The organism is Paenibacillus sp. EKM301P (assembly GCF_011800295.1).
GTDB lineage: Bacteria > Bacillota > Bacilli > Paenibacillales > Paenibacillaceae > Paenibacillus > Paenibacillus polymyxa.
Genome location: NZ_JAALFM010000004.1, coordinates 242,375 through 258,949, shown reverse-complemented (window position 1 = coordinate 258,949; position 16,575 = coordinate 242,375). Strand labels below are relative to the sequence as shown.

Annotated in this window: 12 protein-coding genes; 4 read left to right on the top strand and 8 right to left on the bottom strand. The window is 43.3% G+C overall.

Annotated features, from left to right (window positions below; genetic code table 11):
* Window positions 1-2: 2 nt before the first annotated feature.
* Together HFD99_RS12610 and HFD99_RS12605 are read right to left on the bottom strand one after the other, a co-directional pair.
* Window positions 3-1,319 carry an MFS transporter gene (locus HFD99_RS12610; RefSeq protein WP_016819206.1) on the bottom strand — a complete coding sequence of 439 codons (1,317 nt, stop codon included), beginning with the start codon at window positions 1,317-1,319 and terminating at the stop codon, window positions 3-5.
* A gap of 90 nt (window positions 1,320-1,409) precedes the next feature.
* Entirely contained in the window at window positions 1,410-3,128 is a 1,719-nt protein-coding gene (locus tag HFD99_RS12605) for a methyl-accepting chemotaxis protein (protein WP_045243877.1), read from the bottom strand.
* A gap of 276 nt (window positions 3,129-3,404) precedes the next feature.
* Between HFD99_RS12605 and HFD99_RS12600 the strand changes: the two genes are divergently transcribed.
* Entirely contained in the window at window positions 3,405-4,355 is a 951-nt protein-coding gene (locus HFD99_RS12600) for a serine hydrolase domain-containing protein (RefSeq protein WP_045243878.1), read from the top strand.
* Window positions 4,356-4,496: 141 nt separating this feature from the next.
* Here the strand turns inward: HFD99_RS12600 and yicI are convergent, their stop codons facing one another.
* Complete coding sequence (gene yicI, locus HFD99_RS12595) at window positions 4,497-6,821, bottom strand: alpha-xylosidase (RefSeq protein ID WP_045243879.1); 2,325 nt, start codon at window positions 6,819-6,821, stop codon at window positions 4,497-4,499.
* Between the two features lie 181 nt (window positions 6,822-7,002).
* On the opposite strand from yicI, the gene HFD99_RS12590 reads away from it, so the two are divergent.
* A complete protein-coding gene (locus HFD99_RS12590; protein ID WP_031463290.1) occupies window positions 7,003-7,932 on the top strand; it encodes a helix-turn-helix transcriptional regulator in 930 nt (309 codons plus the stop codon).
* 118 nt (window positions 7,933-8,050) lie between these two features.
* On the opposite strand, the gene brnQ is transcribed toward HFD99_RS12590, so the two are convergent.
* On the bottom strand, window positions 8,051-9,403 hold the full coding sequence (brnQ, locus tag HFD99_RS12585) for a branched-chain amino acid transport system II carrier protein (protein WP_016819201.1): 1,353 nt from the start codon (window positions 9,401-9,403) through the stop codon (window positions 8,051-8,053).
* A 558-nt stretch (window positions 9,404-9,961) separates the two neighbouring features.
* On the opposite strand from brnQ, the gene HFD99_RS12580 reads away from it, so the two are divergent.
* The gene (locus tag HFD99_RS12580; RefSeq protein ID WP_019686955.1) at window positions 9,962-11,236 is read left to right on the top strand and encodes an oligosaccharide MFS transporter; all 1,275 of its coding nucleotides are present in this window, start codon (window positions 9,962-9,964) and stop codon (window positions 11,234-11,236) included.
* Between the two features lie 63 nt (window positions 11,237-11,299).
* On the opposite strand, the gene HFD99_RS12575 is transcribed toward HFD99_RS12580, so the two are convergent.
* Together HFD99_RS12575 and HFD99_RS12570 are read right to left on the bottom strand one after the other, a co-directional pair.
* On the bottom strand, window positions 11,300-13,003 hold the full coding sequence (locus HFD99_RS12575) for a methyl-accepting chemotaxis protein (protein ID WP_016819199.1): 1,704 nt from the start codon (window positions 13,001-13,003) through the stop codon (window positions 11,300-11,302).
* A 31-nt stretch (window positions 13,004-13,034) separates the two neighbouring features.
* Window positions 13,035-14,312, bottom strand: a complete 1,278-nt coding sequence (locus HFD99_RS12570) for an ABC transporter substrate-binding protein (RefSeq protein WP_016819198.1) — start codon at window positions 14,310-14,312, stop codon at window positions 13,035-13,037.
* A 244-nt stretch (window positions 14,313-14,556) separates the two neighbouring features.
* Between HFD99_RS12570 and HFD99_RS12565 the strand changes: the two genes are divergently transcribed.
* Window positions 14,557-15,405 carry a copper amine oxidase N-terminal domain-containing protein gene (locus tag HFD99_RS12565; protein ID WP_029514320.1) on the top strand — a complete coding sequence of 283 codons (849 nt, stop codon included), beginning with the start codon at window positions 14,557-14,559 and terminating at the stop codon, window positions 15,403-15,405.
* A gap of 137 nt (window positions 15,406-15,542) precedes the next feature.
* Here HFD99_RS12565 and HFD99_RS12560 read toward each other — a convergent pair whose 3' ends face one another.
* Both HFD99_RS12560 and HFD99_RS12555 read right to left on the bottom strand, forming a co-directional pair.
* A complete protein-coding gene (locus HFD99_RS12560; RefSeq protein ID WP_016819196.1) occupies window positions 15,543-15,884 on the bottom strand; it encodes a darcynin family protein in 342 nt (113 codons plus the stop codon).
* An 82-nt stretch (window positions 15,885-15,966) separates the two neighbouring features.
* The gene (locus HFD99_RS12555) at window positions 15,967-16,548 is read right to left on the bottom strand and encodes a Crp/Fnr family transcriptional regulator (protein ID WP_025364613.1); all 582 of its coding nucleotides are present in this window, start codon (window positions 16,546-16,548) and stop codon (window positions 15,967-15,969) included.
* Window positions 16,549-16,575 lie beyond the last annotated feature (27 nt).

The following is a 16,575-nucleotide window of genomic DNA, read 5'->3' as shown; positions in this document are numbered from 1 at the left end:
ATTTATTTATATTTCGCAGGAGTTTTGTGTCTTAGCTTAGAAGAAAGAGGCTTTTCTCGAGACACGTATGTCATTCCCTCAGTCTTATGGCTACGATCACTGGATTTGCCCCCTGCGGGTTCATCCTGCTCTGGCTTGACCGCAAATAGCATAAGCAGAGCCGCAATCCCCCCCACTGCGGCCATGACGCCAAAAAGCAGACCATGCCCACTGCTGCCGATCAGCAAGGATACAACCGGAGGGCCTAAAGATACTCCGACAAAGCGCATACTGCTGTACAAGGAAGTGATGGTTCCGCGCTCTTCTTTTTCAATTCCCTTAGTAATCAGTGCATCCAAACAAGGGAGTGCGAGCCCAATACCACCGCCCCCTAGCGTAAACAGGCCAATCACAGCATAAATATGTTGAAAAAATCCGAGAATAGCAAAGCTGATCGTCAATATGGCCAAACCACCGAAACCGATCCATTTCATACGCTTTTTGTGCTTGCCAATAACCTTGCCACCTAAATAAGAGCACAGACAGAGGGAAATAAGCGGTATGGCCAGCACAAAGCCCTTCCAGACGCCATGGAGGTTGTAACGACTTTCCAGTATGTCGGATAAGTAGAACAAGACGCCAAAAATGACGAACATACAAATACCGCCCATAGCAAAAATAGCATAGAGCCAGCGTCCTTTTTCGGCAAGCACCTGCTTCACATTCCCCACAAATTCTCGAAACCTAATCGGTTGGTTTTTACGCTTGGGTACATGGATCAGCCAAATGACCAAAATAAGCGAAATCAGACAGAGGCCCGGAATCACTGCCAATGGCAAAAACCATAGTACAGCTCCCAGCGCAGCACCAAGAATCGGACTTAATACTTTACCGAATGTGTTGTAGGTCTCGACTACCCCCAGGTTCTTGCTGGCTTCATCCTCGTTCTCATACAGATCGCCCACAAGTGGAATGACTATAGGAAAAGCCCCCGCCGCTCCCGCGCCCTGAAGTAGACGACCTGCAATAATGGTCCAGTAAGCTGCCAGGTCATGTAGTAGCCATGCTCCCACCGCAGAAATGCCCCCTCCAATCACAGTCAGAATCAGACAGGGAACAATCACCGCTTTACGGCCAAAACGGTCGGATAGATAGCCAGCAATCGGTATCAGTAAAATGGCCACCACCGCATACACTGTAATCAACATGCTAATCCGAAAGGAGCTTACATGTAGCTTACGTCCGATTTCCGGTAAAACCGGAATCAGCATGGAATTACCCAGCGTCATCATCAGCGGGATGGAACCTAATGCAACCAGATTCCCTTTATTTTGTTGCATCCCGTTACCACCTTTGCAAAAGTAATAACACAGCTGTCCAGATTCGTTCAACAGATGTTATTGTGTTTACATTGGTGGGAATTTATACGACTATACTTTAAAACCACCGACCCTTGCGTTTAGCAATTGCGACATATCCGCCAGAGTGTGAATGGACGATGCAATTTCCTCCATGGAAGCCAGTTGCTCTTCAGCCGCCGCACTAACGCTTTGGGTTCCTCCTGCCGTCTGCTCCGCTACTTCACGTATGCGTTCCGCCGCCTTCACCATTCGCTCTGATCCATCGGACATTTGTTCTACAGACCGATTAACACTGTGAATCTGCTCGCTGACCTGTTGAATGGAACTTCCAATCTGGCGAAATGCAGTTTCAGCGGATTGCATGACCTTTACGCCAGATTGCACTTCAACTGTTCCAGACTGCATTGTGGAAGCGACATGCCCAACATGCTCCTGAATGTTTTGCACAAACTGTGTGATTTCTGCTGCTGAAACCGATACCTGCTCGGACAATCTTTTTACCTCAGAGGCCACAACAGCAAATCCTTTGCCCTGTTCTCCCGCTCTTGCCGCTTCAATGGATGCGTTAAGCGCCAGCATTCCAGTCTGTTTGGCAAATCCGGTAATAACAGATCCGATCATGCCAATCTGCTCCGCCTGTTCACTAAGTGAACGTACAGCACGTGCAGAGCTGTCTACACTTTCGCTTACCTTCTCCATCTGACGCATAGCCTGACCTATCGATTGTTCCCCTGCTTCTGCATCTTTAGCGGCGGTATCAGACAAATCATATACCTGCTCGCTTGTGGTAGCAATCTGTTCCAGCTCGTAGGCAAGTTCTTTCATGGTATCTGTAGTTTGTGTAATATCATCGACCTGATGCTCCATGCCCGTCGCAAGCTCTTCCATTACACCGGAGGTATGACGATTGGCCTGATTCATTTCCTCAGTACTGACGTTAACACGCTCTGCGGTTACCGTTAATGTACGAGCCGTATCCTGAGCATCCACAATGATACTGCGGAACCCTTCAATAAGCTTGTTGTAGGAGCTCGCAATCATACCGATTTCGTCTTTGGACGTAATATCCAGTCGACTTCGCAAATCTCCTCCACCTTGAGACATTTGCAACAACTGCTCATTCATATGGTGTAATGGACGAATCGAACGAATCAAAACGATAGATTGAGCAATGCTGTAAATAATAACCAAAAGCCCTACAATGCTCGTAATCAAAGTTGTATTCGTCATCGTTTGGTGCGCCTGCTGTATTTTCACCGTTACCATATCTTCCTGCGCCTTGACAAATGCTACCACCTTGGTATCCAGTTGCTTACGCAAAACCCGTTCGTTTTCAAAATCATCGAGCAATTCAGAAAATGGAGGGAAAGCATCATCTCTTGTACTCTTATACCCCGCTGTAGTCAGTAGACTATGAACCTGATTCATATAGGTATTAATCCCTGTTTTGAGATCAGTCATCTTCTTCTTTGTATCCTCATTACCTGTATTGAGTAGAGCTTCTGTCTCCTGTAGCAACTTTGCAACTTCACTCTGCTTGTTTCCGATCTCGTTCCCATACTGTTCGTCACGAGTCAGCAAATATGCCCGCTCATCATTGGATATCCCGTTTAATAAAAATTGAAGAGACTTGGAGTTATACGCAATCGTCTCTTCACGATTCATAATATCTTTGTACTCGTTCTCACTATGTACACTTAAAATGTAATTGGTCAGCAGCATAGCAGCAATCACACTTGGGATCAGTATCGCGCTGAGAATCATTTTGGCCTTAATTGTTAAGTTCATGAATTGGTCCCCCAGTTGTTTCAAAATAAAATGTTCAACTTACTATATATCGTTTTATTGGTCTGTTTTTTTAAATGAAAGCGGAAAAGTGTATAGATTTTTAAGTATATTTGTGTCTATTAAGTGAACATATATATGTTTTTTAATATCAAAAAACAAAAAAATTCAAATTAGGGAAAAGATAAGAACTATTATCCGTTTGTACTTGTCGGATTCGGAAGATTAAAAAATGATATACTATGTAATGGTATGCTAAAAGCCTCAAGGAGGAACTGCATGAAAAGTCTGGAGCTCAAACCGCTTATTCACGTACTTAACGAGTTGGAAACCCGCAGCTGTCTTATTGAGCAGCAGGGAAACATGATCATGGATTACTACCGTGAACCTCAAATTGCCAACCAACTCTATAAAATAAATTCCTGTACCAAGAGTGTGATTTCCGCATTAGTTAGTATTGCTATGGATCAACGACTGGTACCCAAACCAGAGACACCGATCCTCGAATTTTTCCCCCGGCTGGCCAAAGATAGTGACCCTCGAAAGCGTGATATTACGATTGAACACCTGCTGACGATGTCTGCTGGCTTTAACTGGACGGAATTTGGGGGACAAAATTCTTTTCCTACCATGAGCAAAACGTCCGATTGGGTGCAATTTGTGCTTTCACAGCCATTATCGGATTTACCAGGTACGCGAATGGAGTACAGCTCTGGCTGTTCTCAACTTTTGGCCACCTTGCTGCGTTCTGCCTCTGGACAAGCCGTTGCTGAATTTGCCGAGGAGCAATTATTCCAGCCGCTCGGTATCGATAACTATCATTGGGAAACCGATCCGCAAGGCACTCACACCGGAGGCTTCGGGCTGCATCTCAGACCGCTGGACATGCTCAAATTCGGACGCCTTTATCTGAACGAAGGAAGCTGGGAAGGACGGCAGATCATCCAGACGGAGACCGTCCGATATTCGACTCGTCCATTTCTTCCAGCCTCCAAACCACAAAAAGCATATTATGGCTGTCACTGGTGGGCTTCTTCCTTTTCTGATGAAGAGACTGGAACGGAAATAGACTATTTTTACGCACTAGGCTTTGGTGGGCAATATATTATTGTCGTCCCGTCCTATGACTTGGTAGTTGTCCTCACGGCTGATACATTTAAAAAGAAGCGGACTCCTGTGGATATTTTCCGGCAGTACCTTATACCACTACTACTTCAGCAGAATGCATAGGGTTTGATATCAAAGCTAAAGTTGAAGATATTATCGGAATGACACATCAAAAAGGGCCTGCCTGGTTTGTATCAGGCAAGCCTTTTTTTCGCAATATAATCGCTATATTATAATCTATCCATCTACAGATGGACTCCTGATCTAGCCCAAGTGAATAGTAAGCTCTTGTTGTCCGCTGGAGGCTGGTGTAATGATTACCCCCTGTTCTCCTGCCAGACTGCTGCCTTCCTCCACTTGAACATCCTTATGGATACCGCGCAGTACTAACGACCACGGTTTAACGGCACCTTCTGCCTTCACCGTAATGACAGAATCCTTACGGCTGGCAGTAACCGTGAGCTCTTCTTCGCCTGATGTATTCACGATAACCGAACGAGCCTGTTGCCCTTCGCCGAGCTCAAACAAATGAAGCGTCACTTGATCTGCATAATCATAATCCGGACGACGATCCTCATGACCGATGGCCAACAATGTGTTTGGCTTCACGAGCACAGGTAAGGTTGTAAAATCATGATGCTCGTTGACCCAACGACCACCAGACACGATTTCATTCGTTAACAAATTCGTCCATTGTCCCTCCGGTACATAATAGGTTACATTGCCTTCTTTATTAAAGATCGGGGCTACCAAAATGGAATCCCCCAGCATGTATTGTAAATCCAGCGTTGCACAGGTTGGGTCCTGCGGGAATTCCAATACCATAGCCCGCATCATCGGCAGTCCCCTCACCGAGGATTCCACAGCAGAAGCATACAGGTGTGGCATCAGTGAGCATTTGAGTTTGGTAAAGCTGCGCACCACGTCGACTGACTCTTCGTCAAACAGCCAAGGAACACGGTATGACACATTTCCGTGTAGACGGCTATGGGAGGATAACAATCCAAACTGTACCCACCGTTTGTATAAGTCCGGCGCAGCCGTTAGTTCAAAGCCGCTAATATCATGGCTCCAAAAGCCAAAGCCACTCAAACCAAGCGATAATCCGCCCCGCAAGGACTCTGCCATCGACTCATACGTGGACGAGCAGTCTCCGCCCCAGTGAACTGGGAACTGTTGTCCCCCGGCTGTGGCAGAACGTGCAAATAATGCGGCTTCATTTTTGCCCAGCTTTTCCTCCAGCACATCAAACACAGCTTTGTTGTACAAATGCGTATAGTAATTGTGCATTTTCATTGGATCAGAGCCATCATAATAAACTACATCTGTTGGAATACGCTCACCAAAGTCGGTTTTGAAGCAATCCACGCCTTGATCGATCAGCACCTTCAGCTTATCCTGATACCAGGCAACTGCAGCCGGGTTCGTGAAGTCAACCAGCCCCATCCCCGCCTGCCACATGTCCCATTGCCACACGCTGCCATCAGCTGTTTTGACCAAATAGCCATTCTCCATACCTTCATCGAACAAAATGGACTTTTCTGCAATATACGGATTGATCCATGCGCAAATTTTGAGTCCCTTAGCCTTCAATCTCTGCAACATACCTTCTGGGTCTGGGAACATATCTTGATCCCACTGGAAATCGCACCATTGGTATTCCTTCATCCAGAAGCAGTCAAAATGGAATACCGTGAGTGGCAGATCCCGTTCAGCCATCCCGTCGACAAAATGGTTTACTGTCGCTTCATCATAATCGGTCGTAAACGAAGTGGTCAGCCACAAACCAAAGGTCCAGGCCGGTGGCAATGCAGGTTTGCCTGTCAGCTTGGTATAATTGTCCAGTACCTCCTTAGGATTAGCTCCACCAATAATAAAATACTCTAACGATTCGCCAGCAACGCTAAACTGTACCTTCGAAACGTTTTCCGATGCAATCTCGTAAGATACCTTTTCCGGATGATTGACGAATACACCGTACCCTTTGTTGGATAAATAAAATGGAATGTTTTTGTATGCTTGTTCACTGCTGGTCCCGCCATCTTCATTCCAAATATCAACAACCTGACCATTTTTCACAAATGGAGTGAAACGCTCTCCAAGGCCGTATACGTACTCCCCCATACCCAGCTCCAGCTGCTCCCGGAAAAATGGCTGGTCCTGCGGGTCTGTAATATAGCCGGGTCCCCGATGCCCACTGCCCGTGACTTTACGATCCTTGACATAAAAGCCTACGTCCCAGCTCTTTCCACGACCGACTCGCACACTCAGATCGCCGCTCTTCAGCACTGCTACGTCCTCACCCACCGTAATATCCACCTCTGTCGGCAAGGTGTGAATTTCAAAATCTGGTCCATGATGCACCCGTCCCTTATGGTGGTTCAGACGCACCCGAATAACATTCGGCATGGGAGAGCTGTAGGTCGCTTTCAGTAATGCTCCATTTAGCGTATCCCCTTTGTGCTCGATCCGGTGGGTTGCTGCATATACCGTCATGGAAGCATCGTCCGTCACGATATCACGGATGTCAGCAGGATTTTGTATTTCATAGCCCTTGCGAACCAACCAATAGCCATCAGTAAATTTCATCTGTCTCTTCCTCCATCTCGACTTTTATATTCCTTGTTCCCAAATCGCTGATTGGATTTTTTCGAAATCCTTACTATAATAATATTGATTTATGTAAGGGTTTACTTCTTTTATTTTGACGTTTAGTATTAATATTTTGATGTTTTCTATATAAATCAGTGTGCCGAAAGGAATCAGTAAAATGCAAAGGGAAATGTTAAGAGAAAACCGTATTCACGGCAATCCCATGTATCCAGTCAGCGTATATCCGAGCGTAGAGCAATTGAACGGAAATAGTATATTGGAGTCCCATTGGCATGAGGAAATGGAGTTTATCGTAGTAGAACAGGGGAGCGCTATATTTCAGACGGATATGGTCTATACGGAGGTTAGCGAAGGTGAAGCCCTTTTTGTACACAGTGGCGAGCTTCACGCTGGTTATTTACAAAAAAGTCCTCGCTGTGTATTTTCTGCGGTGGTGTTTCACCCGGATATGCTGCACAGCCGCACGCAAGATACAGTTCAGACGCAGTTTATTGAACCATTTATCCATAAAAAACTCGTCCCTCCCCCTCACATTCGCGGTGTGCAGCCTTGGGAGCAGGAGCTATTGACCGCGTTGAAACGTATTATCACTAGCCATGAACAGAATGCGCCTGCCCGTGAACTGGCGACCAAGGCGCAGCTCTATAGCATAATTGCCTGCCTGTTCCCGCACATGACTCCGGCTAGCGGAGAGGACGTGGTTATGGCGAGTCAACGCAACAAGGTCGAACGGATCAAAAAAGCACTGGCGTACATCAACAGCCATGCGCATGAGCCCATTCGTTTGCGAGAGATCTCAGATGAGGTTGGGATGAGTGAGGGACATTTCTGTCGTTTCTTCAAGCAGATGGTGCAGAAAAGTCCGGTTGAATATATCAACTATCAGCGGATTCAGAAGGCTTGCAGGTTGCTAGAGCAAAGTGACCGCAAAGTAGTTGATATTGCGCTGGATGTGGGATTTGAAAATCTAAGCTATTTTATTGCAACCTTTAAAAAATGGAACGGTCTGACTCCTTCGCTATACCGCAAGCAGCACGAAGCAGATCAGGCGCTTGCTGTCCTTTCTATAACAGACGGAAATTTATGATTTTGTTTTGAATAGCTGCGCGTAAAGTTACAAAAAGAAAGAACGAACAGAAGATCAAGTTCTCCGTTCGTTCTTTCTTTTGGTTATACATGTCCAATTCACCGAATAAGCAAATCATTTATTTTTTGGGCTTCATAAGTATAAGGACAATTTTTCTTCGTTTAATATAGTAGAATATATACCCCCCTACTCCTCCTAAAACAGAGGGAATTAACCAGCCTAATCCTACATCATATAACGGAAGAATTTGAGTAAAAAAGTCATTAATTACTTTAATTTTTATTCCAGCAGCATTCAAGCCGTCAAATAGACTAACAATGAAGGTTAATATTAAACTGCCTTGATATACTTCTGATTTTCCTTTAAACACGGAATGTAAAAATGTTAAAAATATTAGAGAAATCGCAATAGGATATATTGCAATTAACACTGGTGTTGAAACCTTAATGAGCTGTGTTAAACCTATATTGGCTACAATGGTACTAAATATGGATAACATGAGAGCAATTCTTTTATAAGAAACTTTCGGAAACAAGGTATGAAAAAAGGAAGAACAGGACGTAATAAGCCCTACGCTTGTCGTTAAACACGCTACTGTAATCATTAAGCCTAATAAAATGGAGCCGTAAGATCCAAAATAATAGGATGAAACCTTGGCTAACACCTCAGCACCATTTTCTAAAACACCCAGTTTTTCAACGCTAGAAGCTCCCATGTAGGCAAGAGACGTATAGATAAATGCTAAGAGGACAACCGCAATGGTTATCGATTTGGCACAAATAATCATCAGCTCTTTTTTGGCAGTAACTCCTCTTTCCTTAATTGCATTCACAATAATAATTCCAAAAATAAAGGCTACAAGAGCATCCAATGTTAAATAACCTTCTTGAAAGCCTTTGAAAAAGACGTGCGAAGTATAGCCTTCGGCAGGTGCTTGGAAGGCTCCTATGGGGTGAATAAGGGCTACGACCACCAGAATCCCAATGAATGTCAATTTAATGGGTGTTAAAAACTTTCCGATCACATCAATAATTTTTGTAGGGTTAAGTGATAACAAGCATGCAACCCCAAAAAAAAGAATGGTAAATACAAAAAGTGCGACAGGATGATCTGTATGGTTTGAAAAAAAAGGCTTGACACCAATTTCAAACGACACACTACCGGTTCTTGGAATTGCATATAACGGGCCAATGGCTAGATAAAGAATCGTTGTAAAGACAATCCCGAATACAGGATGTACACGACTCGCTAAAGTTTGTAAATTGCTTTTGCCTGAAAAAACAAAGGCAGTGATGGCTAGTAACGGTAAGCCAACTCCGGTAACCAAGAAACCCGCATTGGCTATCCACACATTCTTTCCAGCCATTTGACCAAGCATAGGTGGGAAGATTAGATTCCCTGCACCAAAAAATAAGGCAAATAGCATCGATCCTATGATAATAATAAAGGACGAAGAAACACTTTTTGACATAATAAATCCTCCAACCATGAAATCACAACAGTTTGTTATCATTCATTTTCTTTTTATTTTGTGTAGTACATGCTCATAGGGTTATAGCAGCACCAAGTAGGGATAGCCATCCGCTAACCCTTCCCGACCGGTGTGAAACGTTATTCAAGATGTGGGGTTCGATAACTCATCATTACACAATACTCTATATACGTTCACGGTATCAAGTAACTTTGTACTTGCGAAAGAACCACTTCATCCCCTTGCTTTAGCAATTTATTGTGCTATCAGTATGACCATGTCAGCCAGACCTTAGAACAATTCTACTTCTTGCCGTGTTTCTCCTCCTACCAAATGAGCTCAATGAACTATAAAGAATTTTACACGTAGGACTTATTTCTTACAAGATGAGAAAAGTTATGTACAACCCAACCTGGCAATTGATTGCAATAAGCACAGGAAATCTTGGGAAAATGCCCTATGGATTCAATTCAATCCTCCTTACAATTAATAGTACAGACAATGCTTAATGACGTTGTCAACACATTGAGCAGCTACAATTTGAAGGGGTGCTTATACATGAGGAATTTGGCAAAACGCAACTATTGGTCTTTGAGCGTTTTTAACTTCGCTTATCTGTTTACATGGTCTGCCGCCATGTCTTTTTTTGTCATTTGGCTAGGACAAAGCCTGGGGATTTCAGAAACCTACACAGGGTTTTTATACGCGGCTAACTCTATCGTTGCCTTGATCATGCAACCCCTGTTTGGGTACTTATCCGACAAGCTGGGCTTGAGAAAACATCTGCTGTACATACTTTTTACGATTCTTTTGCTCGTCGGACCCTTTTTTATCTATGTGTACGGTCCATTGCTTCAAACGCAGTTCGTCATTGGTGCTATTGTCGGCGCCCTATTTATCGGCCTGGTGTTTAATGCAGGTAATGGTGTCGTCGATTCCTATATGGACAAAGTGTCACGCAAATACGGGTTTGAATACGGACGAGTTCGTATGTGGGGCTCACTCGGGTGGGCAGCTGCTACCTTTGTTGCGGGACGGGTCATCAATATCAATGTGAATCTGACCTTCTGGATTGCCTCCGTATCTGCCGTTGTTGCTATGATCTGCATCTTCCTGACCAAAGTCGAAATTTCTGGACAGGAGCAGCAGAAAACTGAATCGTTGAAGCTCACTGACGTACTGCATCTCGTACGCACCACAAAGTTCTGGTTTCTAATGCTATTCATGGTTGGCGTGACCCAAATTTATGAGGTATATGACCAGCAATTTGCCACCTATTTCGTATCTCAGTTCAGTTCTAAAGCAGAAGGAAATCAATTCCTTGGTGATTTAAGTGCTGTGCAAGTATTCCTGGAATTTGTGTTTCTGTTTGTTACCCCATGGTTTGTCAACAAAACGACTGCCAAATGGGCATTGATTATTGCCGGAGCGATCATGTCATTGCGTATTATCGGTTCTTCGCTGCCGTTCGGTTCCATATGGGTGGCTGCGATGAAGATGATTCACTCCCTGGAAAAACCGCTGATTCTGGTCGCCATCTTCAAGTACATTACCGTCAACTTTGACCAGCGCTTATCGTCCACCATGTACCTGCTGTATTTGTTTATGGGCTCCCTGGTGGTATCTGTTTTCTCACCTATTGTCGGACATATGTATGAAGTTCTGAATTTCCCGATCACTTATGTTATTTTGGGTTCCATTGCCGGTCTGTTCACCATCATTTCCTGCTTTACGCTGACAGCTGACAAGAAAAATGGAGAACGGTATCTAGAGGAACGCCGTAAACAGGATCTGAAAAGATCTGCTAAAAAAGCTGAAGCCGTTCACTCGTAATCTAATGGTAACAGCGGTAGTCTAGGACTCGTTTTTCTCGTCCAAGGCTACCGCCAACTTACTTTAAATTTTGAATACAGACACCGTTTGATTCATCTCTTCCGCCCGCTTGGCAAGCATGTTAGCACCTGCAGACACTTCCTGCATGGAAGCAGTAGTTTCCTCGACTACGCTTGCGACTGTTTGAGTAGAATCGGCTGCACGTTCGGAGATTTCGGCAATTTTCTTCATAGATTCCACCATAGAAACGGTTCCTTCATTTACGGATCTTGCTTCTACAGCCGCAGTGTCTACCTCACCGCTCACTTCTTCAACGGCACCGACAATTTCAGAAAAGACGTTACCGACACCTTCGACAAGCATCATACCTTCATTTAGTGATTGAACACCTTCATTCATCGAGATGACCACTTCGTCTGTTCTTAATGCGATTTCGTTGACCAGAGAGGAAATCTTGCCGGTTGCTTCACTTGCTTGTGCCGACAAATTGCGTACTTCATAAGCGACAACCGCAAATCCTTTTCCCTGCTCTCCCGCTCTTGCAGCTTCTATACTCGCATTGAGTGAAAGCAAGTTGGTTCGGGCTGCTATATCACTGATCATAGCTGTGATCTGTCTAATCTCCGCTGACTTTTCTCCTAGAATATTTACTACTTCAGCGGATTGAGTTACCTTGGTATGCACATCTCTTATTTGAGAGACAGTGGAAGACATTTGGGTTTTCCCGTTGTTTGCTTTTTCTTGTGCTTGGATTGTGAGATTAGCTACATTCACAAAGCGATTGGTTATGTTCTCTACACTTTTAGAAACACCTACCGTGTAATTCAGCGTTTCAGCAATATCTGCAAGCTGTGTCTGAGATCCCTCTGCGACTTGAGTGGCACTTATAGCTATCTGCTCGGTAGCAATGCTTGTCTGTTCTGCACTGGCTGTTAACTGTTCAGCCGTAGAAGCAACCAGTAAGGAATTATCCACAACTTCCTTTAAAAGGTTGCGCAGTGAATCGCACATTTCATTAAAATCGGATGCCAATTCCCCGACCTCATCTTTGGATCGGACCCTAAGAGGTTCCACTTGCAGGTTCCCCCTCGTTACCAGCTTTATCTGTTCCGCTATCCTTAATATGGGCTTAGTGAACGATTGAGCCAGTAAAAAAGAACCGATAATTCCCAGGATCGTACATATGATAGTCAAAGAAATCATCAAAAGTCTACCTGAATGGTAAGATTGACTCGATTGATTAGCTGCCTCAGTGGCATACTGCTCATTAAGCACCTTCAGTTTATTTACATCGTCTAATGCCGCCTTATAAATAGAAGAATTTCCATGAACGATCATGTAGGCCATCACTTTGTCGTTTTCTTCCATGGCAGCGGAAACCACCTTTAGATGGCGAAGATACATTGCCCACTGACCATAAAAGTTGGTGAACAGTTCTTTTTCCTCCGCTGTAGAGGCTAAACTTTGATATTTATTTACACTCTTATCCATTGAAGCTGTAGCTTTGGTTAGTTCTTCTTGATAAGTGGTGCGAATAGTCTCATCCTCTTCGAGTATCAATCGAACAGTTAGTCTATCGATTTCTGTAATCTGCTTATCCATACCCTGAAGAAGAATAACCGCAGGTAAAGACCTGTTATTTACCTTATCAGAAGCCTCTCCCATTTCCGACATCTTAATGACGCCTATAACACTTGAAAGGGACAGTACGACAACCAGTATGAGAGCTGCACTAATTATTTTTTTCTTTAACGTTAATTTAAACATCCTTATCTTCCTTCCCGTGACTGGTCTCATATCATCCCTGCTGAGCTTTCCAGTATATGCGTATTTGGCGCAACAGCTCAGTCTTATCTATCTTTCCACTAATGTAGCTTTGGATAGATGCTCCTGTGATGGCCCCATGATCAGGTGGAAGTGTTGCCATAAACGGCAGCGTCTTTCCGCTCGACAAATATGACTTGATCGATTTACTCAAGGGATCGGTAGGCACCAAGTCAATACTCTTGAAGGCCGGTATAACATTGGCCTTGTTGACCAAAAGTTCCTGACCGGACTTTTCGTATACCAGCCAGTTTAAAAATTTCTTGGCTTCCTCTTGCTGCTGAGGCGTGGTAGCTGTGGAGTCGATGAATACATACTTTGTCACACCAACTGTGATCTTTGAATTGTTTGGATCATTCGTATTATCATTTAACGGAAGAGGCAAAAAACCGTATTCCTCATTTGCCGTATCATTGCTCTTTATTCCATTCCAAGCCCAGTTACCCATAAACCAAAGCCCTACCTTGCCCTCTCCCAAAGCTTTGGCTCCATCGTCATACGTACTGTCCAAAGGCGAGTGCTTATTGATGCTGTTATCCTTGAGCAGGTCTAAAGTTTGTACCCATCCAGACATTACACTGTTTTGGGACAAATCGATGGAGTTGTTCTGCATACCTTTAACAAACTCTGGAAAACCTTCGGGTTGAACAGAATAAGACAGAGCTAAAAGATGAGAGCCGAGAGACCAGTCCATTGGTGAAAGCATGACCGGTGCTACTCCCGACTGCTGAATCTTAGCCATTAATGAGTTAAGACTGCTTCTACTTTTCACCGAAGAAGGATCAAAAGAACCCCCTGTTGCCTTGTCCAATACTTTTTTGTTATAGATTAATCCATAGCCTTCCACTGCAAATGGAAATCCCAGCACAGCATCGTTTTTCTTAACGGCGTCAAGTCCATTTTCTATCGTATCGGCTACCCACTTCTCATTACTTAAATCAACGGCTTTATCCAGGAATGTCTGCGTGTCTCCCGGGTCAAGCATCGACATCGTTGCTGGACTTCCTGAGCCGTACATCGACATCAGCTTTTGATATGCAGACGTTCCCTCTGGAGCAGTAATAATTTCTAAAGATACTTCCGGATGCTCTTGATTGTATTTTTTTGCCACTTCTTCCAATTGGGTTTTTATTTCAGATTTGGAATTCAAAAATGTAATCTTGGTCGTCTGCTGTGATACTGGTGATGCTGAACAACCTATAAACATCAATAAACATGCTAGAGAAATCGCAACTTTTAGCTGTTTTCTCATTAACTTTCCCCCTAAAGATTTACTTTGTAAATTTTATGAACAATATTCAATGTTATCGACATAATTCCCCAGGGAGATTAGAAGTTTTTAGTTGGTAAATATATGCAAATCAATTAAATAGTATAAACTCGTTGTTACGTTAAGTTAATGAATAAGAAAGCGCAACAAAATTTTATCCATTCGCGTCTTAATATGGAGGAAAGTTACTGTGCAACAAATTAATCAAAAAAAGGAGCAATCTTTTATGAACAAAGCATTCTTTGTTTTTTTTCTTGCTATCTTTTTATGTATTTCATCGTCCACTACATATGCAGCACAAAATCAAATCAAAATTGACGGTGTGGCTATTGCAACCGATGCGAAGCCAGAAATGAAGAACAAACGTACAATGGTACCTTTACGTGTTATTAGCGAAAGTTTGGGGGCTAGCGTCGAGTGGTCCGATTCCGGGGTTATTCTCGCTAAGAGCGATATGAAAGTAAAATTAGCAATAAACAGAAGCATAGCGGAGAAAAACGGTAAAAAGATACTGCTTGATGTAAAACCATACGTGAAAAACAATCGCATATATGTTCCACTTCGTTTTATTGCAGAGGCGTTTGGATGTAAAGTCAATTACAGCAACCTTATAGTGACTATTACTACTGAACCATTGTTCATAAACGGTGTACAAGTAAAGGCACTTCAACAGGAATACCATATGATATTGGGCGGCGTAGTTCAGCAAATTCATGGCAATGCATATAATGAAACCATTTATAATATTTTTACAAAAAACAAAGGTCAAAAGGTCGAAGCACCTGAAAACTATTCTTGGAGCTTCACTATTGACACACCTGGGTCTTATTATAAAAATGCACAATACGATTTCTTAGACCCAAAAGGGAAAAGCTTAGCTCGTTTTGACGTGTATTCTTTAATCCAGTCCTTTCCATCCGAAGTTTTAGTCGGGTATCCCAAGTTTTTGATTCATGACGTATCCAAAGATGAGTGGTACTTGTTTAGCGATAGCGCAGCAAAATCTATTAATCAGTTAATTAATAATGCAACAAATAATGGATTTCTGAAGGTTATAAGTGATACCGTTGTATAATACAATTTTTCCTTGCGATCATCTCTAATAGATAAAAGGCGAATTCCCAGCTGAATAAAAACAGCACGGGAACTCGCCTTGTTTAAAGCCTGTACAAACTCAACTCCTACTTTTATATAGTAAGGGAGTACGGAGAGTTATTTGTCCATCTGCAGCATTTCGAACTCATAGGACTGAAATGCATTTTCCATCCCCATTACTACATCTTTAATCTTCATGTACCCTTTAGTATACGGCTCCGAATCACGAATTTCTTCCCACATATAGTGATATTGCTTCATATCCTCTGTTTCGCATACGACGAAATCCGTATAGTCCTTTCCGGGCAGCGCTTCTGCATCAAAAAAACGAACCTGAACATGTTCGCTGTACTTCTGAATATGAGCCTGCAAGGTTCCCGCATGTTTGCGACGTTCTTCCCGAGGAAGAGCCAACCAGGAAGGGTAGAATTCCAATAATACAATCATCATATAACGCATATGCCTATCTCCTTTTTTGTGAAGTTTGAATGGATTTATCGTTATTGTACGCTGCTTGTCTGCCAAGCCGCATTAACATAGGTTAATGCGGCTCGCTGCGCAGCAAACGACTAAGTGAGACGGGGGATACACCTATGTACGAAGCTATATGGTATTGTGCAACTCGTTTGTCCAACCCGGGATACTTGAGAAGAAAGGCATCATAACGTTCCCTAGCAGAAAGATACAACAATTCGCGTTCTCGTTCCTCCTTGCGAATGTATAGTCTTTCCACGCTCTTACGCACGAATCTTTCCCACATATGGCTTGTATCCATAAGCTCCTTCAGGACATGATATGGAATTTCAATAACAACCGAATCTTCCATGGCCTCAATCGTAAAAGTGGATGGTTTACCTTGAACCATAGCGCCATAAGAGGTTACATAATCATTTTCTGGTGAAAAACCAACATTATATTCTCTACCATCTGCCAAAGTATAAAACAACCGGAATAATCCCTCCGAACAAAAATAAGCATGTTTCACAGGTTCCCCTGTTTCAATAAGATATGTACCCTGTTGAACATGCCTCACACGGGTTTGCTCTACAAACCTGTTCCAATCCTGATCTATAATTGAGGCTTGATGAGCCATTTTTTCTAATGAACGATAATATAATTGCATCTGCTCACCATCCCACAAAACATTGAT